Origin of the sequence: Pseudomonas sp. 1 R 17 (assembly GCF_900067035.1) — a bacterium.
In the GTDB taxonomy this organism is placed as follows: Bacteria; Pseudomonadota; Gammaproteobacteria; order Pseudomonadales; family Pseudomonadaceae; genus Aquipseudomonas; species Aquipseudomonas marginalis.
This window is the reverse complement of record NZ_FKLB01000019.1, coordinates 38,970-61,785: the sequence shown is the minus strand read 5'-3', so window position 1 is coordinate 61,785 and position 22,816 is coordinate 38,970. Positions and strand designations below refer to the sequence as shown.

Below are 22,816 nucleotides of genomic sequence, written 5' to 3'. Positions count from 1 at the left end.
AGTTGTTGGCCCAGAACGACAGCCCGCCTTAACCCGCAAACGTTATCCCCTTGATTTGATGTAATAAAAAACCTGGCACGGGCTCTGCAATGCCTCCTGGTGAACCCTTTCACCGGTCGCAGCGGAGCCCTGTATGCCTTCCAGCCTTTCCTCGCTTTCCCGTTTGATCTGCCTTGGCGCCGTGCTGTTGCTGGGCCATGTCGTCAGTGTCCAGGCCGCCGAGGGCGATGAGGCTGTGCCGTCCCTGGCCGGCAAGCGCATTGCCGTGAGCATGACCGGCACCAGTCACTATTTCGATATCAAGGCGTTCCAGGCCCAGGTCGATGAGATCAAGCGCCTGGGCGGCACGCCGATCACCCTCGATGCCGGGCGTAACGACAAGAACCTGGTGACCCAGCTGCAAACCGTGGTCACCCAGAAGCCCGACGCCGTGATCCAGACCCTCGGCACCCTCAGCGTGATCGATCCCTGGCTCAAGCGCATCAGCAAGGCTGGCATCCCGCTCTTCACCATCGATGCACCGTCCCAGTACAGCCTCAACAACACCACCTCCGACAACGTCGCCACCGGCAAGGCGTTGGCCGAACAATTGATCAAGGACGCCGGCGGCAAAGGCAAGATCCTGGTGTTCAACGGTTTCTACGGCGTGCCGGTGTGTGCGATCCGTTATGACCAGTTGAAGCTGGCGCTCAAGGATTACCCCCAGCTGGAAATCATCCAGCCGGAGCTTCGCGACGTGATCCCCAACACCGTGCAGGATGCTTATTCCCAAGTCTCGGCGCTGCTCAACAAGTACCCGGCGGGCAGCGTCTCGGCGATCTGGTCGGCGTGGGACATTCCGCAGTTGGGCGCGAGCAAGGCGCTGATCGATGCCAGGCGCACCGAGATCAAGACTTACGGCGTCGACGGTACGCCGGAAGTGCTGGCGCTGCTCGGCCAGGCAAATTCGCCGGTGGGGGCGGTGGTGGCGCAGCAACCGGCGTTGATCGGCAAGACCGCTGTGCAGAACGTGGCGCGCTACCTTGCCGGGCAACGAGACCTGCCCAAGGAAACCCATGTGGCCACGCTGCTGACCACCGCGGCCAACCTGGACCAGGTTCAGCAACTGCGGGGTGACTGATGCCGGCATTGGTCCTGCAACACTTGCATAAACGCTTTGGCGCCACCCTGGCGCTGGATGACGCAAGCCTTAAAGTCGAACGCGGCAGCATCCACGGCCTGGTGGGGGAGAACGGTGCGGGCAAGTCGACCTTGATCAAGATCCTGGCCGGCATCCACAAGGCGGACGCGGGGCAGGTGAGTATCGATGGCCAGTCGTACGCCGCCTTGTCACCGCGTCAGGTGGATGCGCTGGGCGTGCAGTTCATCCATCAGGAGCGTCTGTTGCCCGCCAGTTTTACCGTGGGCGAGGCGCTGTTTTTCGGGCATGAATTGCGGCGCGGGCCCTTTGTGGATCGACGTCGGCAGCAACGTGAAGCCGAGCGCTTGCTGGCGGAATATTTTGATCTGCAATTGCCCGCCGGTGCACTGGTGAGCGAGCTGAACAGCGCCGAACGCCAGGTGCTGCAAATCACCCGGGCGTTGATTCGCCAGCCGAAGATCCTGGTGTTCGACGAGCCCAGCGTGGCGTTGGTCAAGCGCGAGGTCGACCAGTTGCTGCGCATCGTCAAGCGCCTGCGCGACCAGGGTTTATCCATCCTGTACATCTCCCATTACCTGCAGGAAATCGACAGTCTGTGCGATGAAGTCACGGTGCTGCGCAATGGTCGGGACGTGGCGGTGGTGCAGCCCCGGCATACGTCCAGCGCCGAGATTGCGCGGCTGATGGTCAATCGCGAGGTGCAGGAAATGTACCCCAAGGCCAAGGTCGCACTGGGGGCGCCGCTGTTGCAGGTACGCGGGTTGAGCCTGGCGCGGCGCTATCGGCAGATCGATCTGGACGTGCGGCGCGGAGAAATCGTCGGCCTGACCGGGCTGGTCGGCTCGGGAGCCAAGGAGTTGTTCAAGACACTCTTCGGTGTCGAGCGCGCCGACAGCGGCAGTGTGCATCTGGACGGGCGTTTGCTGCGCCTGCGTTCGCCGGCCCAGGCGATTGCCGAGGGCATTGCGCTGGTGCCGGAAGAGCGGCGCAGCCAGGGGATTTCGCCAGTGCTTTCGGTGCTGGAAAACCTGACGCTGGCGGGGCTCGGGCGGTTCAGCCGCTGGGGCTTGTTGAGCCGCCGCAAGGAGCAGGCGGAAAGCCTGCGGCTGATCGACGAATTGGCGATCAAGGCGCCTGGGCCCCAAGTGGCGGTCAGCCAGCTCAGTGGTGGCAACCAGCAGAAGGTCGCCCTGGGGAAATGGCTGAGCCGCCGCTCGGCGGTGTACCTGTTGGATGAGCCCTGTGTGGGCGTGGATGTGGGTGCCAAGGTGGAGATATATCGCTTGATCGGACGCTTGGTGGAAGAGGGCGCGGCGGTGCTGGTGTTGTCGTCGGATTTGCTGGAGTTGTTGGGGATCAGTGACCGAATCCTGGTGCTGCATCGGGGTGAGATCGCCGGTGAATTCCGTGCCGGGGAGGCGGACAGCGATCAGTTGCTGGCCTGTGCGACGGGAGCCGTGGCTGCTGCGGCTTTAAGCGCTCGAGAGGTGGAACATGCTTGAAGCGGCGACGCCTGGGTTATCGCAGCGATTGTGGGTGCTGGTGCTGCGCCGTGGGTCGGTGGGGGTTTTTGTGGCGATCCTGATGGGGTTTGCCGTGGCTGCGCCGAATTTTCTGTCGGTGGGTAATCTGGCCAATGTGTTCAGCCAGTCGGCGATCCTCGGCGTGCTGGCCTTCGGGCTCACCTGCGTGATTATCGGCGGCGGTTCGAACGTGGTGGCTGGAGGGCTGGACCTGTCGCTGGCGGCCAACCTGGGCTTGTGCGCGGCGGTATTCAGCCGCCTCAATAATGCCGGCCTGGATCTCGGGTTGACGTTGCTGCTGACCCTGGGCTGCGGTTTGGCGGTCGGCTTGCTGAATGGGCTGGCCGTGGTGGTGCTGCGTTTGCCGCCGTTGCTGGCGACCCTGGCGAGCATGAATGTACTGGCCGGGCTGGAGTTGGTGCTGACGGAGAACACGGTGGTCTCCACGGACTCGCCGCTGTTGGACCTGCTCAGTGGCGGCGCCTGGTTGGGCGTACCGGCCCTGGCCTGGGTGCTGCTGGTGACGGCGGGCGTGCTGACGCTGCTGATTCAGCACTCGGCCTATGGGCTGCGCCTGCATGCGGTGGGCGAATACCCCCAGGCGGCCGAAGCGGCGGGCATTGGAGTGCCCGTCTACGTGTTGTCGAGCTATCTGCTGTCCGGTCTATGTGCCGCGGTGGCTGCGCTGTGTTCGGCGGCATTCTTCAGCGGCAGCACCACCGGCTCCGGCGACATGCTGCTGTCGGTGGTGGCGATCGCCTTTCTCGGTGTGGTGTTTTCCCGCCGGTTGGTGGCGAGCATTCCGGGGACTTTGCTGGCAGCGCTGGTGATCGGTTTTCTGATCAATGGCTTTCAACTGCTTAACCTCTCCAGCTTCTGGGTCAATGGTGTGCAGGGCGTGTTGATCCTGCTGGTCGTCGCAGCCTCCAGTGCAGTGAACCAAGGGGCGACGGCATGAACGCACGCGCAGTATTGCCGCTGACATTGCCATTGGTGTTCACCCTGATTGTCGTGGTGTTTGCGCTGCAAGCGCCGGGCTTCCTCAGTGCTGGCAACCTGCAAAGCCTGGTGCTGAACAACTTCGTGCTGCTGGCGATTGTCGCCATCGGCATGACCTACGCGGTGGCGGCCGGTGGCATCGACCTGTCGGTGGGCACGGCGCTGGACTTTGCCAGTTTCAGCTTTGTGGTGCTGCTCAATGGCGGCCATGGCTGGGCGGTGGCGGCCACGGGCGCGCTGGCGGCGGCGCTGCTGGTGGGGCTGGTCAATGCCGGCCTGATTGCCGGGCTGCGCATCAGTCCGTTCCTGGCCACCCTTGGCACGTTGTTTATCGGCACCAGCGCCCAGCAACTGCTCTCGGACGGCGGCCAGCCGATCTATATCAGCCAAGGCTTGAAGCCTGAACTCATGGGGCTGACACCGCTGCTGGTGGTAGTGGGGCTGGCGCTGTTCTACGGCCAGGCCCTGGCGCGCGGACGCCTGGGCCGTGAGTTGCTGGCCCAGGGCACCCAGCCGCTGCTGGCGTATTACTCGGGGTTATCGGTGCGGCGCATCGTCACCATCGTGGCCCTGGCAACCGCCCTGGCCTGTGGGGTGGCCGGCGTGTTGCTCAGCTCGACAGTCAGCGCCTATGTGCCGCTGTCCGGTAACGCGTTTTTGCTCAATGCGATTGGCGCGGTGTTTATCGGCACCACCTTGAGTCGACAGGGACGGGCGAATGTTCCGGGGACCCTGCTGGGCGTGTTGTTTATCAACGTGATCGCCAACGGGCTGCTGCTGATCGGCTGGAATTTCTACTGGCAGCAGGTGGCGACCGGGGTGCTGATCTTTATCGTGCTGAGCTTCAGTTTCGCCAGTCGGCGGATGCTGGAGCGCGTCTAGTGTTGCACCCCAAAGCTGGACTCCATCCGACGCTTGGGGGCATGAGCAAACTCCCCTTAGGGCATAAACAATTTCAGGCGACCGCATTCCGGTGGTGAGCGGGCTTGCCACAGGGGTTCCGGTTTGCTGCGCGACAGCGCGGGGCCTCCCACATTGAAGGTGTGGTGCGTTCAGAATTGATACTCGGCACCCGCCCCGGCATACCAGGAGCGCCCAGGCGCCGCTTCGTAGTAGCGGCCATTGCCGTCGCCGACGATCACCGAACCGACGTACTGGCGGTCCAGCAGGTTATCCAGGCGCAGGGTCTGATGGAAGGTCCAGTGTTCGACCTTCTGCTCGAACCGTGCGCGCCAGTTGAACACGCTGTAGCCCGGCGCGGCGTGTTGGCTGTTGGTGTCTTCGACGTAGACCTTGCTGCGGTACAGGCCTTCGACAGCGGTACTGACCCAGTCCCGGGGTTTCCAGTTCAGCTCGGCGAACAGCGTGGTTTGCGGCACTCCGGGGAGGTAGTTGCCTTTGTCGACGGCAGTTGTGCCGCTGGTGAAGTCGCTGTCATAGGTGGCTTGCAGGCGCGTGTAGGCGAGGTTAGTGCTCCAGTGTTCGGCGAGTTGGCTTTCGATGCCCAGTTCGAAGCCGCGACGCAGGGTGCGGCCGGCGTTTTGGTAAGTGGTGCGCCCTCCGCTGGATTGCTGCACTACCAGTTCGTCCTCGGTGGTGATCTGAAAGAGGGCCGCATTCACGCGGGTGTCCTGGCCAATGCGAGCTTTCAGGCCAACTTCATACTGTTGGCTGACCGATGGCTTGAGCGCAAAGTTGAAGCCGTTCGCCGTGCTGGAATACGCGGACTCGGCCTGGGTTGGGGTTTCGAAACCTTTGCCCGCGCTTACATAACCGTGCAAGTCAGGTGTGAAGGCGTACATGACGCTGATCGACGGCGTGTTCTTCTGGTAGGTCTTGCTGCCGCTGTCGTTGCCGTCGCTGAGGAAGTGATCGTCTACGTCCATTTCCATGGTGCTGTGGCGCAGGCCGGCTTGCAGGGTCCAGTCACCCAGCAGCCAGTTGGCTTGCACGAACGGGTCGAGGCTGGTGGCGGTATCGATTTCATCGCGGCCCAAGGCCCCTTTGACACCATGCACCCCATTGACGGTGTTGGAATAACCTTGGCGATCATCCTGGCTGCGGTCGTAGTCGAGGCCGGTGATCAGGGTCAGCTCGCCGGGTGCGCTGGTGATAGGTTGCAACCAATGGAGGGAGCCGCCGTAGAACTTGCGGTCGAAAGCTACCACACCGCCGCGAGCGTTAGCCGGATTGGCGGCGCCACTGCCGAACCTGTCCGGGATCGACAGATACTGAACCACACTCCGCCGCCCGGTATACCCGTTCACCTGCAGCGTCGCATCGCCGAAGTACCGTTCATAATTCATGCCCAATTGCTGATGATCGATACTTTTGCGCGTGTTGTACGTCAGCGCATTGCTGCTCACCGAACGCGGGTCGGCCTTGTAGGCGTCCCAGGTCTGCCCCAGTGGATCCTGGGTACCGTTCTGCTCCAGGTTGCTGTAGATCAGCGCCAGCTTGCTGTCGTCATCCGGTTGGACATTGAGCTTGGCGAAGGTCTGGTCGCGACGGGCGCTGCTGTGGTCGCGGTAGCCGTTGGTATCCATGCGCGAGGCGTCGAGTACAAAGCCTGCGCCGTTCGCCGCGCCTTCGGCGCTCAGGTGGTTCTTGTTCAGGCCGTCGCTGCCCACCAGGGTTTCGGCGCCGATGCGTGGCGGGCCTTCGCCATCGCGGGAAAACATCTGGATCACGCCGCCGGCATTGCTGCCATACAGGGTGGCGGCCGGGCCGCGCAGCACTTCGATACGCTCGGCGGTGTCGAGGTTGAACGTGGCGGCCTGGCCCTGGCCGTCCGGGGTGCTGGCGGGGATGCCGTCGGCGATCAGCTTGATGCCGCGCACACCGAAGGCCGAGCGGGCGCCGAAGCCACGGGAGGAAATCTGCAGGTCCTGGGCATAGTTCTGGCGGTTCTGCACCACCAGGCCGGGCACGCGGGCCAGGGCTTCGGAGGCGTTGATGCCCAATTGGCCGTCGCTGATCTGCTCGCGACTGATGCCGCCCACCGAGTAGGGCAGGTCGAAGGTCGGGCTGGCGCTGCGCGAGCCGGTGACGACGCTGGGGTCGAGGATCAGCGCGGGGTCATCAGCCTGGGCGACGCCGCACAGGGCGAGCAGGCCGGGCAGCAACAGGTTGAAGCGAGCGAGAGGGGTCATGAGTCAGCCGGAATCCGTGGCGCTTAGGGTGTAAACGCGCAAAAGGGCGCGAGTTTAGTGACTGGGAAGATTTTTATCATTCAGGAATTCGGCTACGCGACCCATCAGCGCGCTCGCACTGCACACACGGCGATGGTGCAGGCGACTCTTGCCGCTAACAGCTTCCCACTGCTTTTGAGCTATAATCCCGCCCTTTAGCTGTTTCCTGCCCAGGCGGGAAGCACACTTTTTTCAGGCGCAACCCGCCTGCATGCAGACTAAAAGAGGCTAGACCCCTGTGGCATTGACGATTCTTGGCCTGTCCGGCGCCCTTAGCCATGATCCTTCCGCAGCCTTGTATATCGACGGCAAGCTGATCGCGGCCGCCGAAGAAGAGCGCTTCGTACGCGACAAACATGCAAAGAACCGCATGCCCTACGAGTCGGCGAAGTTCTGCCTGGAACAGGCCGGCATCAAGCCTTCCGACGTTGATGTGGTGGCGATCCCGTTCGCCCCGATCAGCCTGTTCGGCGAGGCGCGCTGGCACTACGCCAAGCGTTACTGGTACGCCCCGGACCGCGCACTTGACGCGATCCTGATGGGCAACCGTCGCTACAAGCGCTATCGCAACAAGATCGTCTGGTGCCTGGAGCAACTGGGCTTCGACCCGAAGAAAATCAAGATCGAACCGGTTGAACACCACCTGGCCCACGCGTCCAGCGCCTACCACTGCTCCGGCTTCCAGGAGAAGACCGCGATCCTCGGCATCGACGGCAAGGGTGAGTACGCCACCACGTTCTTCGGCTACGGCGAAAACGGCAAGATCCACAAGATCAAGGAATTCTACGATCCGGACTCCCTCGGCGGCCTGTACGGCGCGATCACCGAGTTCCTCGGTTTCGAGATGCTCGACGGCGAGTTCAAGGTCATGGGCATGGCGCCGTACGGCGATGCCAGCAAGTACGACTTCTCGCGCCTGGCCTCGTTTGAAAACGGCGAGCTGGTGATCAACACCGACTACGCCAACGTCATTGGCCTGCGCCGTTATAAAGAGAAGGGCAAGGGCTTCTACTTCTCGCCGAAACTGATCGAGTGGCTGGGCCCCAAGCGCGAAGGCGACATCGCCGACGAGCCGTACATTCACTACGCCGCCAGCATGCAGGCGCTGTTTGAAAAGCTGGCCTTGCAGATGATCGACCATTACCTGGGCGATATCCTCAAGGACACCGGCAAGCTGGCCTTCGCCGGCGGCTGCGCGCTGAACGTCAAGCTGAACCAGAAGATCATTGCCCGTGACGACGTGAAAGAGCTGTTCGTGCAGCCGGCGTCCGGCGATGCCGGCACCGCCGTCGGTGCCGCCGCCTACGTGTCCCACGCCCGTGGTGTACCGGTGGAGAAGATGGAACACGTCTACCTCGGCCCGTCCTACAGCAACGAAGACGTGATCGCCGCCTGCGCCAAGCACGAGAGCAAGCCGAACTGGCGCAAGATCGAGAACATGCCCAAGCGCATTGCCAAGATCATGGTCGACGGCAACCCGGTGGCCTGGTTCCAGGGCCGCATGGAGTTTGGCCCGCGTGCCTTGGGCGGTCGTTCGATCATCGGTTGCCCAAGTGCGACCGGCGTGGCCGACCGTATCAACCACCAGATCAAGTTCCGCGAGCGCTGGAGGCCTTTCTGCCCGTCGATGCTCGACACCGTGGCCCCGCAGATGATCAAGGTCGATCACCCGGCGCCGTTCATGACCTTCACCTTTGAAGTGTCGGAAGAGTGGAAGACCCGCGTGCCGGAAGTGGTGCATGAAGACGGCACCTCCCGCGCCCAGGTGCTCAAGCGCGAATACAACCCGCGCTACTACGACATGATGAAAGAGCTGGAAGTACTGACCGGCAACGGCGTGTCCCTGAACACCTCGCTCAACCGTCGTGGCGAAGCGATGATCTGCTCGCCGACCGACGCGCTGAACATGTTCTTCGGCTCTGACCTGCAGTACCTGATCATGGAAGACATCCTGGTCGTCAAGGACGGCGTGGACCCTTATGACGCGCTCGGCTGAACGCCACGTCCTGCAGTTCTGCCATGGCTATGACGGGCCATTCCTGGACTGCGCGCGGCAGTACGCCAGTTTGTTCGCAGGCTCCGGCTACAAGGTGACCACGGTGTTTCTCACGGGGGTCGCCGACCCGCACGTGGCCGCCGGTTGTGCGTCCGATGAAGTGTTGTTCATGGAATTCAGCTCCAAGGCCATTCGTGGCCTGAAGCTGGGTGCCATTCGTGAACTGCGCAAGATCGCCGCGTCGCGCAACTTCAGTTTTTGTATCGCGCACCGTTTCAAGCCGATCTACATCGCCTTGCTCGGCACACGGCTGCCGGTGATTGGCGTGCATCACGCCTTTGGGGATTACCAGCGTCGCAGTCGCAGGCTGTTTGCCGGGTTCTTCCGCAAGCGCCTGAGCCTGCTGGGGGTTTCCGACGCGGTGCGTGACGATATGCGCCGTTGCCTGCCGACCTGGCCGGCGGCACGCATCCAGACGTTGTACAACCGCATCGACGTCGACGCCTTGCAGGCCACACAGGTGCCTGCACATGAGGCGCGCGACGCGTTGGGGTTGTCGCCGGACGAATGGGTGGTCGGCAATGTCGGCCGCCTGCACCCGGACAAGGACCAGGCCACACTGCTCAAGGGCTTTGCCCAGGCGCTGGCGCACTTGCCGGCCGAAAGCCGCCTGGCGATCCTCGGCAGCGGGCGCCTGGAGCAGGACCTCAAGGCCCTCGCACGGGAGCTGGGCATTGCCGACAAGGTGCTGTTCCTCGGCCAGGTGCCGGATGCGCGTCGGTACTTCCGGGCATTCGATGTGTTTGCCCTGAGCTCCGACCACGAACCCTTTGGCATGGTGCTGCTGGAAGCCATGGCGGCCGGCGTCCCGTTGCTGGCCACGGCCTGTGGCGGTGCGAAGGAGGTGGTCGAGGGCGTGGGTATCCTGTTTCCCTTCGGCGATGCCGAACACCTTGCCCAGGGGCTGCGGCATCTGGCAGCAATGGATCAACACCAGCAACGGCAATGCGCCGAAATGATGCTGGAGCGCCTGCGCGAGCGTTTCTCGGATCAGGCGGTACGCGATACCTTCTGGCAATTGCCACACGTTATTGAACTGACCGCGGGGGCTTGATGCTCAATCGATTCCAAGGCTGGCGCGAGCGTGGCTGGTCCGTCGTCGATGCGCCGGTCTACAGCGATGCCTGGCAGCGTTTTGGCGGCAGTGTCGCGACCCACCCACAAGTGATCGAACGTCTGGCCGGGCTGGCCGACATCCCGGTGCGTTACCTGGCCTGGGAGCAGGGCGGCGAGCTTCAAGCCTGCATCGCGACCTGGGGGCGCGACCTGGCCTTGTCCAAGGATGTGCTCAAGCAGCGCGGCAAAAAAGGCCTGTTCGACCTGGGCAACGCCGAGTTGATCCTGCCCGCCGCGCCTGCAGCCCAGGCGCCCTTGCGGCACCGTGCACGCTATTTGTCGGCCCTGAATGAAGGCCGTTTCAGCGGCCTCAAGCCCCAGGCCGAACAGTTGGCCATGGCCCGCACCCCGGAAGAACTGTCGAAGAAATTTCGCTACAACCAGCGTCGCGAACTGCGCTTGCTCGAAGAGGCCGGTGGGGTGGTGCGACCGGTGAGCGAGTTTTCCAGCGAGGAGCTGGCGGCGATCTACTGCGACCTGTTCCTGCGCCGCTGGGGCTTTGTCGCCACCGGCGCCGAACGCATGGCCGAGGTGATCGAGCTGCTGCGCGAATGGCTGATCGGTTCGGTGATCTTCCTCAATGATGCGCCCATCGCGGTCCAGTTGGTGTACCGGGTCGAGTCGCCGGAGTGGATCAGCGTGGAGTACGTCAACGGTGGCGTCGACCCTGAAACCCGGGCGTTCAGCCCGGGCAGTGTCCTGAGCTTCCTCAATACCCAGGGCGCCTGGGAACAGGCACGTGAAGTCGGCAAGCCGCTGCGTTTCTCCTTCGGGCGTGCCGACCGCGAGTACAAGGACCGTTGGTGCAACGCTGTGCCGGTGCTGACCGTATGAGCCGCAAACAGCAATTGCTCAAGCGCCATCGGCGCAACAAACGGGTCGGCTTGCTGATCGGCTTGCTGCTGCTGGTGGTGATTGGTATCTGGGTGGCGTGGTGGCTGCCGTTGGCGCTCGGTGTGCTGGCCTGGATCGCCCACGAGGCATGGTTTGCCGACCATCTGTTTTATGCGCCCCACGAAGACTACCAATACCGGTTTTCGACGGATGCCGAGGTGGCCGGGGTTCGCTTCGACGGTGACCGGCTGCGGGTGGATTCGCCGCTGCAAGCCGAGGCGACCCTGGTATTGGCTATCAAGGTCAAGAGTGGTTGGTTGGGACGTTTCCTGGATCCGGCCATTGAGATTCTGGGCGGCGGGAGCACTGACCGACAGGCCTTCGAGCGCGGGGTGAATGGCGTTCGCTACCTGAACCTCAGTGGCTGGGCGCCGGCCCTGATGTCCGGTGAGTTGCGTTTACGCGGGCGCTTTTGCAGCCTGCAGGGCGCTCCTCGGCTGTGGGCCTGGGGTACGCCGGATTATTCGGCGCAGCGGGTCATGGTTATCGCGCCTCATGCCGACGATGCCGAATTGGCTGCCTTCGGTCTTTACAGCCAGGCCGACAAGCCGTGGATCGTGACCCTTACCGCCGGTGAAATCGAAGCCGAGCACTATCAACGCATGGGCCTGGATCCGGTCGAGGCCGCGCGGACCAAAGGGCGCCTGCGTGCCTGGGACAGCATTGCCGTGCCGCTTTGGGCCGGCGTACCACAGGCACACTGTGTGCAGCTGGGTTACTTCTGCCTGCAACTGCCGGCGATGCGCGCTGCGCCTGATCAGCCGATCGCTTCGCGCGAGGCCGACCTGTCGGATACCCGCCTGTTCCGCCAATTCAACCCTTTCCCGTTGCCGGCGGATGCCGATGGCCTGCCGACCTGGCAAAACCTGCTCGCCGATCTGCGTCAGTTGCTGCTGACCGCACGCCCTGAAGTGATCGTCTTGCCCCATCCGGTCCTGGATCCTCATCCGGACCACATCTGTGCGCAGCAAGCGGTGATCGAAGCCTTGCAAGGTTTGGAGTGGCAGCCGACCACCGTGCTCGGCTACGCCAACCACCTGCATGACAACGACCGCTGGCCCATGGGCGACGCGGGCACCGGTATTGCCTTGCCGCCGCTGTTCGATGACGCGCTGGAACTGTGGCCGTGCAGCCTGTCGCTGTCGCTGGCCCGGCAGCGCGACAAGGCCATGGCGCTGGGCATGATGCATGACCTGCAACCCGCCCCGCCGTTCAAGCGTCGTGTGCGGCGCTGGCTGCAACGGGTCTTGGCGGGACGGGCGCGGTCGCCTTATGGTGAGAACGAGTTTTTCCGCAAGGCCGTACGACGGCATGAGTTGTTCTGGCGTTTGTGACGGCAGTTGTGAAAGGGAAGGTCATGAAAGTTTTGTTTCTGGTACAGAAAGAACAGCGCGCGATTCTCGATCGCCTGTACGAAGGCATTGCCGAGCACTGCGAGTGTGATACCCGCTGGCTGAGCAGTGCTGAGCAGCGCAACCTGCGCGGTTACTTCAAGCGTGAAGTCGACGTGAGCCGTTATGACCGCATCGTGTTCTTCCTGCGGTTCAAGCAGGAGATTCGCCAGGCCGGCTTTATCCGTACGATCCCGAACCTGGTGATCCTCGAACACGATGCCTACCAGAACTACATTCCCTGCAAGTACACGGGCAAGTTCAGTGCCCATTACCGTCGCTTGCCGTGGGTGCGGGTCATCAGTTCGGGGCATATGGTGACCGAGCGCCTGCGCGCCGAAGGCTTCGATGCGGTGTTCGTGCCCAAGGGCTACGATCAGGCGCTGTTGCAGGCCCAGGGATTGGAGCGCGACATTGAGCTGGCATTTGTCGGCAGCACCAACAGCGTGGCCTACAGTGGTCGCAAGGCATTGCTCGATGAGTTGGCCCGCGTTGAACCTTTGGTGGTTACGCGCACCAAATCCGGGGAGGAATACTGCGCAACCCTCAACCGGATTCGTTTTTTCGTCAGTGCCGACGTGGGCATGGGCGAGTATATGATCAAGAACTTCGAAGCCATGGCCTGTGGTTGTGTGCTGCTGGCGTTTGACCAGGGTGCCGGGGAAAACCAGGCCCTTGGCTTCAAGGACATGGTCAATGTGGTGTTCTATAAAGACATTCCCCAGTTGCAGGAAAAACTCGCTGCATTGCGATCCAATCCTCAACTGGCGGCCGAGATTGCGCGCAACGGGCAGGACCTCGCGGTCAGCCAGTTCAGCTTTGCGCGCATCGGCCAGCGCATTGTCGAGGCGCTGAAGCCGCCGCTGCGGCCCCGGGCACCGTTGAGTTTGCTGGAAACGCTGCGCTTGAAACTAGGCGTTTGATATCTGCCAGGTGGCCGCGCTTGGTGGCCTTATGATATTATCGAGGCTTGAATGCAATTCTCCGCTCAAAGCGATATAACGCTCGTCGTGACCAGTTGTGGTCGCTTCGATTTGCTGAAGCGCACGCTCGCGAGCTTCGATCTGTTCAATACAGCGGCCATCCGCGAAGTCTTCATTACCGAAGACTCTGGCGATGACGCGGTACGCCTGGCGATTCCCGAGCATTGGCTCGGCCATTGCACGTTCCTGATCAACCGCCCGAAGCTGGGGCAATTGGCATCCATCGACTTGGCCTACGGGTCGGTCAAGACCCCGTACATATTCCATTGCGAAGATGACTGGGCGTTTTATCGACCCGGTTTTGTCGAGGATTCGAAGACCGTGCTGGAGCAGCGTCCCGATATTCTCCAAGTCTGGTTGCGCAATTACGTTTACGACTTGCAGGTGCACAGCCCCTATATTCATCTGGGGCCGCGCGAGGTGATTGGCGGGGTACCTTGTTATTCCTTGCTGTCCGACAAGCCTGAGTGGCAAGGGTTCTCGCTGAACCCGGGGCTGCGACGTATCAAGGAATACCGGTTATGTGCGCCCTATGCCGGGTTCGAGGGTGAGAAAGGGCTTTCCAGGCGTTACGCGCAGCTGAACCTGGGCGCCGTCACCCTGGAGGGCGATGCGGTCTTGCACACCGGTTTCGGTTTGCATGTGGCGACGGCGGAAGAGCGCTTGACCAAGGCGCGGCGCAAGCGGCGAGAGCGGGTCAAGCTGGTGCTCATGCTGATCCTGGGGGTCGGCATCGGTTGGTTGATCCGCCAGTAAATACGACGAGCCACACCAACGCCGCATAAGGTTTTTTCGATGAGTATTCTCAACATCATGTGGGCTGGTGGCTCTGCATTCGCTTCGGTGCAGAAGGTTCATCAGCAAATACTGGCCCAGGCCGACAGCGATGTACCGGTGCACACCTGGTTGCTTCAGGGCAGCGCCGCTGGCAGCGATGGCCTGGTCGAACAGGCCGTCGAGTGGAACCTCTCATCCGCCAGGCTCAAGGGGCGGCACCTGTGGAAGTGGCTGATGCCCTGGATGCGTGCGCGCTTCCAGAAGGCCCTGCCTGAGGATGTGCAGGTTGTACTGCTAGATGGCATCGGTGTCGCGCGAGTGCTTTTACCGGTGCTCAAGCACCTGCCGCAGGTGCGGGCCGTGGTGATTTTTCATGGCGTCACGCGCTTGCGCAAAGCTGATCGCAAGCTCTTCGAGCAACTCCCGGCGTCGCAACTGACGCTGGCGGCCGTGTCGCAAACCCTCGCCGGCTCCCTTGAGCGTTACCTGCAACGGCCCGTGGCGGTGCTGCGCAGTGCCTTCGATCCTGCTGTGTTTCGTGCCGCCGCGCTTGCCCGTGAGCCGGCTCGATCCCGCCTGGGGCTGCCGTTGGATGGCTCGCCGGCAGTGGGGGCGGTAGGTCGACTGGTCGACGGCAAGGGGTTTGGCTGTTTGCTGGAGGCCTTTGCCAGTGCGACGGCCGATCGGCCGGATGCGCGCCTGGTGATCATCGGCGAGGGGCCGGCGAGGCCCAGGCTTGAGGCGCGTATCGAGGCGCTTGGCTTGCGCGACAAGGTGTACCTGCCGGGGCATCTTCCTGAGGCGGCGACCCTTTATCGGGCGTTTGACTGGGTCGCCATTCCGTCGACGGAAGAGGGCCTGGGGTTGATCCTGCAAGAGGCGGTGATGGCCGGCGTGCCTGTACTGACCAGCGAGCTGGCAGTGTTCCGCGAACAACTGGGTGATGCCGGCTGGTACGCGCCCGTAGACAGCGCCACGTCCTGGGGGCAACTCCTGGCACGCGCGTTCGTGAGTTCCGGCGTGCAGGTTGTCGAGGCTCAATCGCGGGCGTTGGCGCCGGAGCAGGCCTGGAACGATTTCACTGAAACCACCCGGCGGCTGTTCTCATGCCGCTAGCAGCGCTTGCTCCAGTGCTTGCATTGGAAAGTGTTCGTTCAGCTTCTCGCGCGCAATATAGCGGGCGAAGTGTTGCAGGTTGCGCCTCGCCAGTTCCGGGTTCAGGGGCGCGCGCAGGAAACGCATGTCGGCCACGTCGATCAGGCCCATTTCATTGTCCGGTGTCACGACAATATTGCCCAGGTGCAACGAACGGAAGTAGATGCCCGCGCCATGCAGGCGGCGAATAAGGGCCACCAGCGGGTCGAGGTTGGTGTGCCAGTCAAAGCCTTCACGGTTGGAAATCTGGCGCAGCGTTTCGCCCGGCAAGGGGCGGTAGAGTACGGCGGTCATGCCGGGCGCCGTCAGTTGAAAGAACGCGAGCACGGTCAGGGTCGGGATGCCCCGTTGTTGCAACTGCGCCACGTTGTCGATGAAACGCTTGGAGTACGGGCGGAACAGCGCGGACGACAGCAGGCGCTTGCGGCGAAACAGCTTGAGGATGTTCCCGTCGGTCAGCAGGTAGACTTTGGGCCCGTAGCTGTCCTGTTCCAGGATTCTGGCACCTTCAATCATCGCGGTTAAATCGGCTTGGGAAAGCCTTGAACATTGCATCGTCGGAAAGCCTTGTGGGAGTCGCGGGCACAGTGATCGGTAATAATGCCGAAAGTTTTGGGTTTTAACCATGCCGGGTTGGCGGGTTGAACGTATTCAGGAGCGGGTGATGCAAGCAAGTCGTTGGGCGCAGGTATGGATGATTTTCGGGTTACTTTGGTTTTTGCTGGCGATTGCTTTTGCCCCGACCAATAAGATTTATCAACAGGGTTTGACGCTGTTCCTGTGGTTGCCGGCGATGGTGTTTGCCTGGTCGGCCCGTGAGCGTCTCATGGAGGTCTGGCGCGAACAGCGCTGGCTCTGCGTGATGGTCGGGTTGCTGGCAGCTTGGGGGGCGATCAGCCTGACGTGGACCAATGCCGAGGACCCTTCGCGCGAAGCCAAGCGTCTGCTGTACATCGGCGTGTTCCTGCTGTTTTTCCCGGTACTCGCCTGTGGCCGGACCGAGCAGGTGATCCGCGTGATGCAATGGGGTGGTTTCGGCCTGGCCCTGTCGTCGCTCCTGGCGATCATCAAATTCTATGGCTTTGAGCATAACGACTGGTATGCGCGTCTCGAAGGCCTGGGCCAGTTGAGCCATCCGATCCTGGGTGCCTATGTGATCGGCCTGGCCGCCGTGTGGTTGCTGCACTGGCTGCCGCGCGGTCGCTGGATGCAGGTGGCATGGGCAGTGTCCATCGCGTTGCTTGGGTTGTTCGTGGTGTTGAGTCAAAGCCGCGGCGCCGCACTGGCGTTGTTGCTGACTGTCGTGGCAATGCCGGCCTGGTGCCGTGACCGCCGTAGCACGGTGATTGCCATTGGTGCGGTCATCGCGGCGCTGGCGGTGTTCTTCGCCATGCAGTCCCTGGTGCTGGCCCGGGGTGTGTCTTACCGTCCGCAGATCTTCATGGCCGCCGTGCAGATGATCAGCGAGCGCCCGTGGACCGGCCTGGGGCTGGGCGGGGACTACAAGGTATTTGCCGATAACCTCTTTTTCGATCACTCCCACAACCTGTTCACCCACGTGAGCATCGAGTTGGGCCTGCCCGGCCTGCTGCTGTGGTGCGGCCTGTGGTTCGGGGTGCTGTGGCAGGCCTGGAAGGCCCGCGACACGCTCTATGGCAAGGGCATCATCGGCATGTGGGTGTTTTCGTTCCTGGCCATGCAATTCGATGCCGCCAGCCTGACCGGCACGCCGCGGGCCGAGTGGTTTATCTCCTGGCTGCCGATTGCCCTGGCCAGTGTTTTGGTCTGGGCTCGGGCCAAACCCGACGCGTGTGATAAAGTTCGCGTCCTACCCAATCAGTGAGCTCGACACATGAGTGACGCACCGCCCAAAGCGGACCAGGAATCCAGCCTGAAAATCTATTTCCGGCTGCTGGGCTATGTGAAACCGTACCTCGGCATGTTCCTGCTGAGTATCGTGGGCTTCGTGATCTTCGCTTCGACCCAGCCAATGCTCGCCGGGATTCTCAAGTACTTCGTCGATGGCTTGAGCAACCCCGATGTGGTGTTCCTGCCCAATATCCCGTTGTTCAAGGACCTGAAGTTGCTGATGGCCGTGCCGCTGCTGATCATCCTGATCGCCGCGTGGCAGGGGCTGGGGTCGTTCCTGGGCAACTACTACCTGGCCAAGGTTTCCCTGGGGCTGGTGCATGACCTGCGGGTCCAGTTGTTCAACAAGCTGCTGGTGTTGCCTAACCGCTATTTCGATACCCACAACTCCGGGCACCTGATTTCCCGTATCACCTTCAACGTGACCATGGTCACCGGTGCGGCTACCGATGCAATCAAGGTGGTGATCCGCGAAGGCCTGACGGTGGTGTTCCTGTTCGGCTACCTGCTGTGGATGAACTGGAAGCTGACCCTCGTGATGCTGGCGATCCTGCCGCTGATCGCGATCATGGTCGGCAGCACCAGCAAGAAATTCCGCAAGCAGAGCAAGAAGATCCAGGTGGCAATGGGCGATGTGACGCACGTCGCTTCGGAAACCATCCAGGGTTACCGCGTGGTACGCAGCTTCGGTGGCGAAAGCTACGAGGAGCGTCGCTTTGCCGCCGCCAGCCAGGGCAATACCGACAAGCAGCTGCGCATGAACAAGACCGGTGCGGTCTATACGCCGATGCTGCAACTGGTGATCTACACGGCCATGGCCGCGTTGATGTTCCTGGTGCTGCTGTTGCGCGGTGAAGCCACGGCGGGTGACCTGGTGGCCTACATTACTGCGGCGGGCCTGCTGCCCAAGCCGATTCGCCAGCTGTCGGAAGTCAGCTCGACGATCCAGAAAGGCGTGGCCGGTGCCGAGAGCATCTTCGAACAACTGGATGAAGAACCCGAAGTCGACAGCGGCACTGTGGAGCGTGATCGCGTCAGCGGTCGCCTGGACGTGCGCAACCTGAGTTTCACCTACCCGGGTACGGAGCGTGAGGTGCTCAAGAACATCAGCTTCAGCGCAGCCCCTGGGCAGATGATCGCCCTGGTCGGCCGCTCGGGCAGCGGCAAGTCGACCCTGGCCAGCCTGATCCCGCGTTTCTACCATCATGAAACCGGGGAAATCCTGCTGGACGAGGTCGAGATCGAAGACTACCGCCTGCGTAACCTGCGTCGTCACGTGGCCCAGGTGACCCAGCATGTGACCTTGTTCAACGACACCGTGGCCAACAACATCGCCTACGGCGACCTGGCCGATGCACCCCGTGCCGACATCGAGAAAGCCGCCGCCGACGCCTACGCCATGGACTTCATCTCCGAGCTGCCAAAAGGCCTGGACACCGAAGTCGGTGAAAATGGCGTGCTGCTTTCCGGTGGTCAACGTCAGCGCCTGGCGATCGCCCGGGCCCTGCTGAAAAATGCCCCGCTGCTGATCCTCGATGAGGCCACTTCGGCCCTGGATACCGAGTCCGAGCGGCATATCCAGGCAGCACTGGACAAGGTCATGAAAGGTCGCACCACCCTGGTGATTGCGCACCGTTTGTCCACCATCGAGAAAGCCGACCTGATTCTGGTGATGGATCACGGCGAAATTGTCGAGCGCGGGACACATCTCGAACTGCTGGCCATGGGCGGCTATTACTCGCGCCTGCACGCCATGGGGCTGGACGAGCCGGCCACGGCAAACATCACCTGACCAGCCGGGGCGCGCAATGCGCCCCGGTGTTTGTATCAGGCCCGTTACAGGGCTTGACCAAAGCCAAATAATCCAGCGCTTGTCGTTTGTTATGTTGGCCTTCTCGATTCGAATGACGAACGAGAGGGCTAACCTTCTTGCGTGGGTATTGGAATGTTGCAACGTCTACTGTGGAAGCTGCTTCCCAAACACCAGAGGGTGTTTCTGCTGGGGCGTTTGTCGGTGGTGGATCGCCAGGCGGTGAACAAATCCCTGTCTGGGGTAGCAACGCTTAACCCGGCTTTCGAACGACACCAGTGCGTGTTTATCCATGTGCCCAAATGCGCCGGCAGCAGCGTGTGCTCGGCACTTCTCGAGGGGCGCTGGCCGGGGCATCTGCCGTATTACTGGTATGAGCAGCAATTTCCCCAACACTGCGAGCGCAGCTTCAAATTCGCTTTCGTACGCGACCCGCTGGAGCGCGCTTACTCGGCCTATACCTACTTGCGCGGCAACCCTATGGGCGCTCGCGACCTGCAAGCCCAGTCGCTCGTTTCCAGCTACCGCGACTTCGACCATTTCATTGCCGGCTGGCTGCACCCGGATAACCTGCGACGTCAATTGCACTTTGCTCCCCAGACCGACTTCCTGGTCGATCACATGGGCCAGATGGCCATGGACTTCCTCGGGCGCCAGGAGTCTTTGCAGCAAGACTTCCTGCACCTGTGCGAACGCCTCGGCGTGGACTCATCCCTGCCACATCTGAATGTTTCCCTGGGGCGTCGCCACGAGGCGGTCAGGGACTTTTGCTCCTCGCGCACGCGCCGATTGGTCAGGCGTGCCTATCAACGTGACTACGAGGTGTTGGGTTATGAATAGCCAGTTGCTGACCGGCGGTGGCGCTGCCATCCGTCCCTTTTCCCTATCGCTGTCCGTGGCCGCACGGGCGGCACTCAAGCATCAGCAGCCCTGCTGCGTATGGCTGACGGGGCTGTCCGGGTCCGGCAAGTCGACCCTGGCCAATGCCTTGGAGGTGCAACTCAACGAGCAGGGGCGGCACACCTTCGTGCTTGATGGCGATAACTTGCGCGCGGGGCTGTGCAATGACCTGGGCATGAGCGATGCGGCGCGCAAGGAAAATATCCGGCGTATCGGCGAAGTGGCGCGCCTGATGGTGGACGCCGGCTTGATTGTCATTGTGTCGGCGATCTCGCCGTTCAGCGTCGATCGGGCGCGGGCCAGGGCGCTGTTCGGGCCGGAGCAGTTCTTTGAGATTTATGTCAGCACGCCCTTTGACGTATGTGCCCGGCGCGATCCCAAGGGCTTGTACCGCGCCGCACTGGAGGGGCGCATCAAGGCCTTCACCGGGTTGGACAGCCCCTATGAGGCACCGCTTGCCGCCGACTGCGAAATCAATACCGATGAGGTCGAGTTGGCCGAAGCCGTGGAGCAGATCCTGGTGGCACTGTTTAAAAAATGATCAGTTTCAGTGCCTGATGCATCGCGGATAAAGCTCTCGAACTAGGCGGCGCTCACCCTGTGCTAATATCGCGCCCCTGTTCATTTTGTATGTGGGTTGCTCCATGAAGTTGTCCATGCCGCGATTCGATCAAGCCCCTGTCTTGGTGGTCGGCGATGTCATGCTCGACCGTTACTGGCATGGCGGTACCTCACGGATTTCCCCTGAGGCGCCGGTACCGGTAGTCAAGGTCGAGCAAATCGAAGACCGTCCAGGTGGCGCTGCCAACGTTGCCCTCAATATTGCCGCCCTCGGCGCCCCGGCCTCCCTGGTCGGTGTGACCGGCGACGACGAAGCCGCCGACAGCCTGGCCAACAGCCTGCGCGGCGCCGGCGTGCGCGCGCTGTTCCAGCGCATTGCCCATCAGCCGACCATCGTCAAGCTGAGGGTGATGAGCCGTCACCAGCAATTGCTGCGTATCGATTTCGAAGAACCCTTCGCCACCGACGCCCTGGCTCTCAGTGGCCAGGTCGACGCGTTGCTCGAAGGTATCAAGGTGCTGGTGTTGTCCGACTACGGCAAAGGCGCCCTGAAGAACCATCAGGAACTGATCCAGGCCGCCAAGGCGCGGAACATTCCGGTACTGGCCGATCCCAAGGGCAAGGACTTCTCGATTTATCGAGGTGCCAGCCTGATCACACCGAACCTCAGCGAGTTCGAAGCCATCGTCGGCGGTTGCGCCGATGAGCACGACCTGGTGAGCAAAGGCGCGGCACTCATGGCCGACCTTGACCTCGGCGCCTTGCTGGTGACCCGTGGCGAGCACGGCATGACCCTGCTGCGTCCCGGTCACCCGGCGATGCACCTGCCGGCGCGTGCCCGTGAAGTGTTTGACGTCACCGGTGCCGGTGACACCGTGATTTCCACCCTGGCGGCCTCCATTGCGGCCGGCGAAGAGTTGCCCCACGCCGTGGCCCTGGCCAACCTGGCGGCGGGCATTGTAGTCGGCAAGCTGGGGACGGCCGCGATCAGCGCGCCTGAACTGCGCCGTGCGATCCAGCGCTCCGAAGGTTCGGAACGTGGTGTGCTGAGCATCGAGCAATTGCTGCTGGCGATTGACGATGCCCGTGCCCACAACGAAAGCATTGTGTTCACCAATGGCTGTTTCGACATCCTGCACGCCGGCCATGTGACCTACCTGGAGCAGGCTCGCGCCCAAGGTGATCGGCTGATCGTCGCGGTCAACGATGACGCGTCGGTCAGCCGCCTGAAAGGCCCTGGCCGTCCGATCAACAGCGTCGACCGACGCATGGCGGTATTGGCCGGGTTGGGCGCGGTGGATTGGGTGATCAGCTTCCCTGAAGCCACCCCGGAAAACCTGCTGGCCCAGGTCAAGCCGGACGTGCTGGTCAAGGGCGGCGACTACTCCGTCGACCAGGTGGTCGGTGCCGACATCGTCAGTGCCTACGGCGGCAAGGTCAAAGTGCTGGGCCTGGTTGAGAACAGCTCGACCACCGCCATTGTCGAGAAGATCCGCAACAATGAGTAAGGCTGATCCGTTGGTCCTGATCACCGGTGGCGCGGGCTTCATTGGCTCGCACCTGGTCGACGCGCTGCTTGCCAAGGGCTACGCAGTGCGAGTGCTGGATAACCTGTCCACGGGCAAACGCAGCAACCTGCCGCTGGACAACCCGCGCGTCGAGCTGCTCGAGGGGGATGTCGCCGATGCCGGGCTGGTGGCGCGTGCCGCTGTCGGCGCGACGGCGGTGGTGCACCTGGCGGCGGTAGCTTCGGTGCAGGCTTCGGTGGATGACCCGGTCAGCACGCACCAGAGCAATTTCGTCGGTACCCTGAATGTCTGCGAAGCCATGCGCAAAGCCGGTGTGAAGCGGGTGGTATTCGCTTCCAGCGCGGCGGTGTATGGCAACAACGGCGAGGGCGCTTCCATTGACGAAGAGACCACCAAGGCGCCGTTGACGCCCTATGCCTCGGACAAGTTGGCCGGCGAGCATTACTTCGACTTCTACCGGCGCCAGCATGGCCTGGAGCCGGTGATTTTCCGCTTCTTCAATATCTTCGGCCCGCGCCAGGATCCGTCATCGCCGTACTCCGGCGTGATCAGCATCTTCAGCGAACGGGCTCAGCAAGGCCTGCCGATTGCCGTGTTCGGCGATGGCGAGCAGACCCGCGACTTCATGTACGTGGAAGACCTGGTGGACGTGCTGGTGCAGGCCATCGAAGCCCCGGACGCGCCGTTGGGGGCGATCAACGTCGGCTGGAACCGCACGACTACCCTCAAGCAGGTGCTGCAGGCACTGGAAGAGGCCATTGGTACGTTGCCTGCCGTGACTTACGGCCCGGCACGCTCGGGAGACATTCGGCATTCGCGGGCGAATAACCAGCGTTTGCTGGCCAGCTTCAAGCTACCTGAGCCGACCCCGCTGACGGTTGGCCTGGCGCGGTTGCTCAGAGGCTGACTGTTCACCTGTAG

The 22,816-nt window shown here is 62.3% G+C and carries 19 protein-coding genes; 17 read left to right on the top strand and 2 right to left on the bottom strand.

All coding sequences use genetic code 11. The annotated features are described in order from the left end of the window. The first annotated feature begins 133 nt into the window (after positions 1 to 133). The 4 genes from BFP99_RS03425 to BFP99_RS03410 are packed head-to-tail and all read left to right on the top strand — an operon-like array spanning position 134 to position 4,545. Positions 134 to 1,120, top strand: coding sequence for a sugar ABC transporter substrate-binding protein (locus tag BFP99_RS03425; protein WP_065946627.1), 987 nt, complete (start codon positions 134 to 136; stop codon positions 1,118 to 1,120). Further along, positions 1,120 to 2,643, top strand: a complete 1,524-nt coding sequence (locus tag BFP99_RS03420) for a sugar ABC transporter ATP-binding protein (protein ID WP_065946626.1) — start codon at positions 1,120 to 1,122, stop codon at positions 2,641 to 2,643. Before BFP99_RS03425 ends, BFP99_RS03420 begins: the two co-directional genes overlap by 1 nt. Continuing rightward, positions 2,636 to 3,622 carry an ABC transporter permease gene (locus BFP99_RS03415; RefSeq protein WP_065946625.1) on the top strand — a complete coding sequence of 329 codons (987 nt, stop codon included), beginning with the start codon at positions 2,636 to 2,638 and terminating at the stop codon, positions 3,620 to 3,622. Before BFP99_RS03420 ends, BFP99_RS03415 begins: the two co-directional genes overlap by 8 nt. Continuing rightward, the gene (locus BFP99_RS03410) at positions 3,619 to 4,545 is read left to right on the top strand and encodes an ABC transporter permease (protein ID WP_065946624.1); all 927 of its coding nucleotides are present in this window, start codon (positions 3,619 to 3,621) and stop codon (positions 4,543 to 4,545) included. The genes BFP99_RS03415 and BFP99_RS03410 overlap by 4 nt, the downstream gene beginning before the upstream one ends. A 170-nt stretch (positions 4,546 to 4,715) precedes the next feature. On the opposite strand, the gene BFP99_RS03405 is transcribed toward BFP99_RS03410, so the two are convergent. Beyond that, entirely contained in the window at positions 4,716 to 6,815 is a 2,100-nt protein-coding gene (locus tag BFP99_RS03405) for a TonB-dependent receptor family protein (RefSeq protein ID WP_065946623.1), read from the bottom strand. A 277-nt stretch (positions 6,816 to 7,092) separates the two neighbouring features. On the opposite strand from BFP99_RS03405, the gene BFP99_RS03400 reads away from it, so the two are divergent. The 7 genes from BFP99_RS03400 to BFP99_RS03370 are packed head-to-tail and all read left to right on the top strand — an operon-like array spanning position 7,093 to position 15,187. Further along, positions 7,093 to 8,850: a carbamoyltransferase family protein gene (locus BFP99_RS03400; RefSeq protein WP_057702547.1), complete on the top strand. Its 1,758-nt coding sequence runs from the start codon at positions 7,093 to 7,095 to the stop codon at positions 8,848 to 8,850. Beyond that, positions 8,834 to 9,964 carry a glycosyltransferase gene (locus BFP99_RS03395; RefSeq protein ID WP_065946622.1) on the top strand — a complete coding sequence of 377 codons (1,131 nt, stop codon included), beginning with the start codon at positions 8,834 to 8,836 and terminating at the stop codon, positions 9,962 to 9,964. The genes BFP99_RS03400 and BFP99_RS03395 overlap by 17 nt, the downstream gene beginning before the upstream one ends. Continuing rightward, positions 9,964 to 10,860, top strand: a complete 897-nt coding sequence (locus BFP99_RS03390; protein WP_065946621.1) for a GNAT family N-acetyltransferase — start codon at positions 9,964 to 9,966, stop codon at positions 10,858 to 10,860. Before BFP99_RS03395 ends, BFP99_RS03390 begins: the two co-directional genes overlap by 1 nt. Continuing rightward, positions 10,857 to 12,254: a PIG-L deacetylase family protein gene (locus BFP99_RS03385; protein WP_065946620.1), complete on the top strand. Its 1,398-nt coding sequence runs from the start codon at positions 10,857 to 10,859 to the stop codon at positions 12,252 to 12,254. The genes BFP99_RS03390 and BFP99_RS03385 overlap by 4 nt, the downstream gene beginning before the upstream one ends. A gap of 23 nt (positions 12,255 to 12,277) precedes the next feature. Next, positions 12,278 to 13,234, top strand: coding sequence for a glycosyltransferase family protein (locus tag BFP99_RS03380; protein ID WP_065925656.1), 957 nt, complete (start codon positions 12,278 to 12,280; stop codon positions 13,232 to 13,234). A 51-nt stretch (positions 13,235 to 13,285) separates the two neighbouring features. Then, on the top strand, positions 13,286 to 14,050 hold the full coding sequence (locus BFP99_RS03375; RefSeq protein ID WP_027604939.1) for a hypothetical protein: 765 nt from the start codon (positions 13,286 to 13,288) through the stop codon (positions 14,048 to 14,050). A 39-nt stretch (positions 14,051 to 14,089) separates the two neighbouring features. Next, positions 14,090 to 15,187, top strand: coding sequence for a glycosyltransferase (locus BFP99_RS03370; protein WP_065925655.1), 1,098 nt, complete (start codon positions 14,090 to 14,092; stop codon positions 15,185 to 15,187). On the opposite strand, the gene BFP99_RS03365 is transcribed toward BFP99_RS03370, so the two are convergent. Further along, positions 15,176 to 15,742 (bottom strand): hypothetical protein, encoded by a 567-nt coding sequence (locus tag BFP99_RS03365; protein ID WP_027604937.1) that lies wholly within the window; start codon positions 15,740 to 15,742, stop codon positions 15,176 to 15,178. The genes BFP99_RS03370 and BFP99_RS03365 overlap by 12 nt on opposite strands. A 148-nt stretch (positions 15,743 to 15,890) precedes the next feature. Between BFP99_RS03365 and BFP99_RS03360 the strand changes: the two genes are divergently transcribed. From BFP99_RS03360 to BFP99_RS03335, 6 genes are all read left to right on the top strand, one after another. Continuing rightward, the gene (locus BFP99_RS03360) at positions 15,891 to 17,069 is read left to right on the top strand and encodes an O-antigen ligase family protein (RefSeq protein WP_027604936.1); all 1,179 of its coding nucleotides are present in this window, start codon (positions 15,891 to 15,893) and stop codon (positions 17,067 to 17,069) included. 9 nt (positions 17,070 to 17,078) lie between these two features. Then, the gene (gene msbA / locus BFP99_RS03355; RefSeq protein ID WP_065925654.1) at positions 17,079 to 18,887 is read left to right on the top strand and encodes a lipid A export permease/ATP-binding protein MsbA; all 1,809 of its coding nucleotides are present in this window, start codon (positions 17,079 to 17,081) and stop codon (positions 18,885 to 18,887) included. A gap of 153 nt (positions 18,888 to 19,040) precedes the next feature. Then, a complete protein-coding gene (locus BFP99_RS03350; protein WP_065925653.1) occupies positions 19,041 to 19,745 on the top strand; it encodes a sulfotransferase family 2 domain-containing protein in 705 nt (234 codons plus the stop codon). After that, positions 19,738 to 20,346, top strand: coding sequence for an adenylyl-sulfate kinase (cysC, locus tag BFP99_RS03345; RefSeq protein ID WP_065946619.1), 609 nt, complete (start codon positions 19,738 to 19,740; stop codon positions 20,344 to 20,346). The genes BFP99_RS03350 and cysC overlap by 8 nt, the downstream gene beginning before the upstream one ends. A gap of 103 nt (positions 20,347 to 20,449) precedes the next feature. Continuing rightward, positions 20,450 to 21,874 (top strand): bifunctional D-glycero-beta-D-manno-heptose-7-phosphate kinase/D-glycero-beta-D-manno-heptose 1-phosphate adenylyltransferase HldE, encoded by a 1,425-nt coding sequence (gene hldE, locus BFP99_RS03340; RefSeq protein ID WP_065925651.1) that lies wholly within the window; start codon positions 20,450 to 20,452, stop codon positions 21,872 to 21,874. After that, the gene (locus BFP99_RS03335; RefSeq protein ID WP_065946618.1) at positions 21,867 to 22,802 is read left to right on the top strand and encodes an NAD-dependent epimerase/dehydratase family protein; all 936 of its coding nucleotides are present in this window, start codon (positions 21,867 to 21,869) and stop codon (positions 22,800 to 22,802) included. Before hldE ends, BFP99_RS03335 begins: the two co-directional genes overlap by 8 nt. Positions 22,803 to 22,816: the final 14 nt, after the last annotated feature.

Excerpts from the sequence above, each read along its gene's own strand:
- BFP99_RS03415 (WP_065946625.1), top strand. The coding sequence starts at position 2,636 with ATGCTTGAAGCGGCGACGCCTGGGTTATCGCAGCGATTGTGGGTGCTG.
- BFP99_RS03380 (WP_065925656.1), top strand. The coding sequence starts at position 12,278 with ATGAAAGTTTTGTTTCTGGTACAGAAAGAACAGCGCGCGATTCTCGAT.
- BFP99_RS03375 (WP_027604939.1), top strand. The coding sequence starts at position 13,286 with ATGCAATTCTCCGCTCAAAGCGATATAACGCTCGTCGTGACCAGTTGT.
- BFP99_RS03385 (WP_065946620.1), top strand. The coding sequence starts at position 10,857 with ATGAGCCGCAAACAGCAATTGCTCAAGCGCCATCGGCGCAACAAACGG.
- BFP99_RS03405 (WP_065946623.1), bottom strand. The coding sequence starts at position 6,815 with ATGACCCCTCTCGCTCGCTTCAACCTGTTGCTGCCCGGCCTGCTCGCC.
- cysC (WP_065946619.1), top strand. The coding sequence starts at position 19,738 with ATGAATAGCCAGTTGCTGACCGGCGGTGGCGCTGCCATCCGTCCCTTT.
- BFP99_RS03420 (WP_065946626.1), top strand. The coding sequence starts at position 1,120 with ATGCCGGCATTGGTCCTGCAACACTTGCATAAACGCTTTGGCGCCACC.
- BFP99_RS03350 (WP_065925653.1), top strand. The coding sequence starts at position 19,041 with ATGTTGCAACGTCTACTGTGGAAGCTGCTTCCCAAACACCAGAGGGTG.
- BFP99_RS03365 (WP_027604937.1), bottom strand. The coding sequence starts at position 15,742 with ATGATTGAAGGTGCCAGAATCCTGGAACAGGACAGCTACGGGCCCAAA.
- msbA (WP_065925654.1), top strand. The coding sequence starts at position 17,079 with ATGAGTGACGCACCGCCCAAAGCGGACCAGGAATCCAGCCTGAAAATC.
- BFP99_RS03335 (WP_065946618.1), top strand. The coding sequence starts at position 21,867 with ATGAGTAAGGCTGATCCGTTGGTCCTGATCACCGGTGGCGCGGGCTTC.
- BFP99_RS03370 (WP_065925655.1), top strand. The coding sequence starts at position 14,090 with ATGAGTATTCTCAACATCATGTGGGCTGGTGGCTCTGCATTCGCTTCG.
- BFP99_RS03425 (WP_065946627.1), top strand. The coding sequence starts at position 134 with ATGCCTTCCAGCCTTTCCTCGCTTTCCCGTTTGATCTGCCTTGGCGCC.
- BFP99_RS03360 (WP_027604936.1), top strand. The coding sequence starts at position 15,891 with ATGCAAGCAAGTCGTTGGGCGCAGGTATGGATGATTTTCGGGTTACTT.
- BFP99_RS03395 (WP_065946622.1), top strand. The coding sequence starts at position 8,834 with ATGACGCGCTCGGCTGAACGCCACGTCCTGCAGTTCTGCCATGGCTAT.
- BFP99_RS03410 (WP_065946624.1), top strand. The coding sequence starts at position 3,619 with ATGAACGCACGCGCAGTATTGCCGCTGACATTGCCATTGGTGTTCACC.
- hldE (WP_065925651.1), top strand. The coding sequence starts at position 20,450 with ATGAAGTTGTCCATGCCGCGATTCGATCAAGCCCCTGTCTTGGTGGTC.
- BFP99_RS03390 (WP_065946621.1), top strand. The coding sequence starts at position 9,964 with ATGCTCAATCGATTCCAAGGCTGGCGCGAGCGTGGCTGGTCCGTCGTC.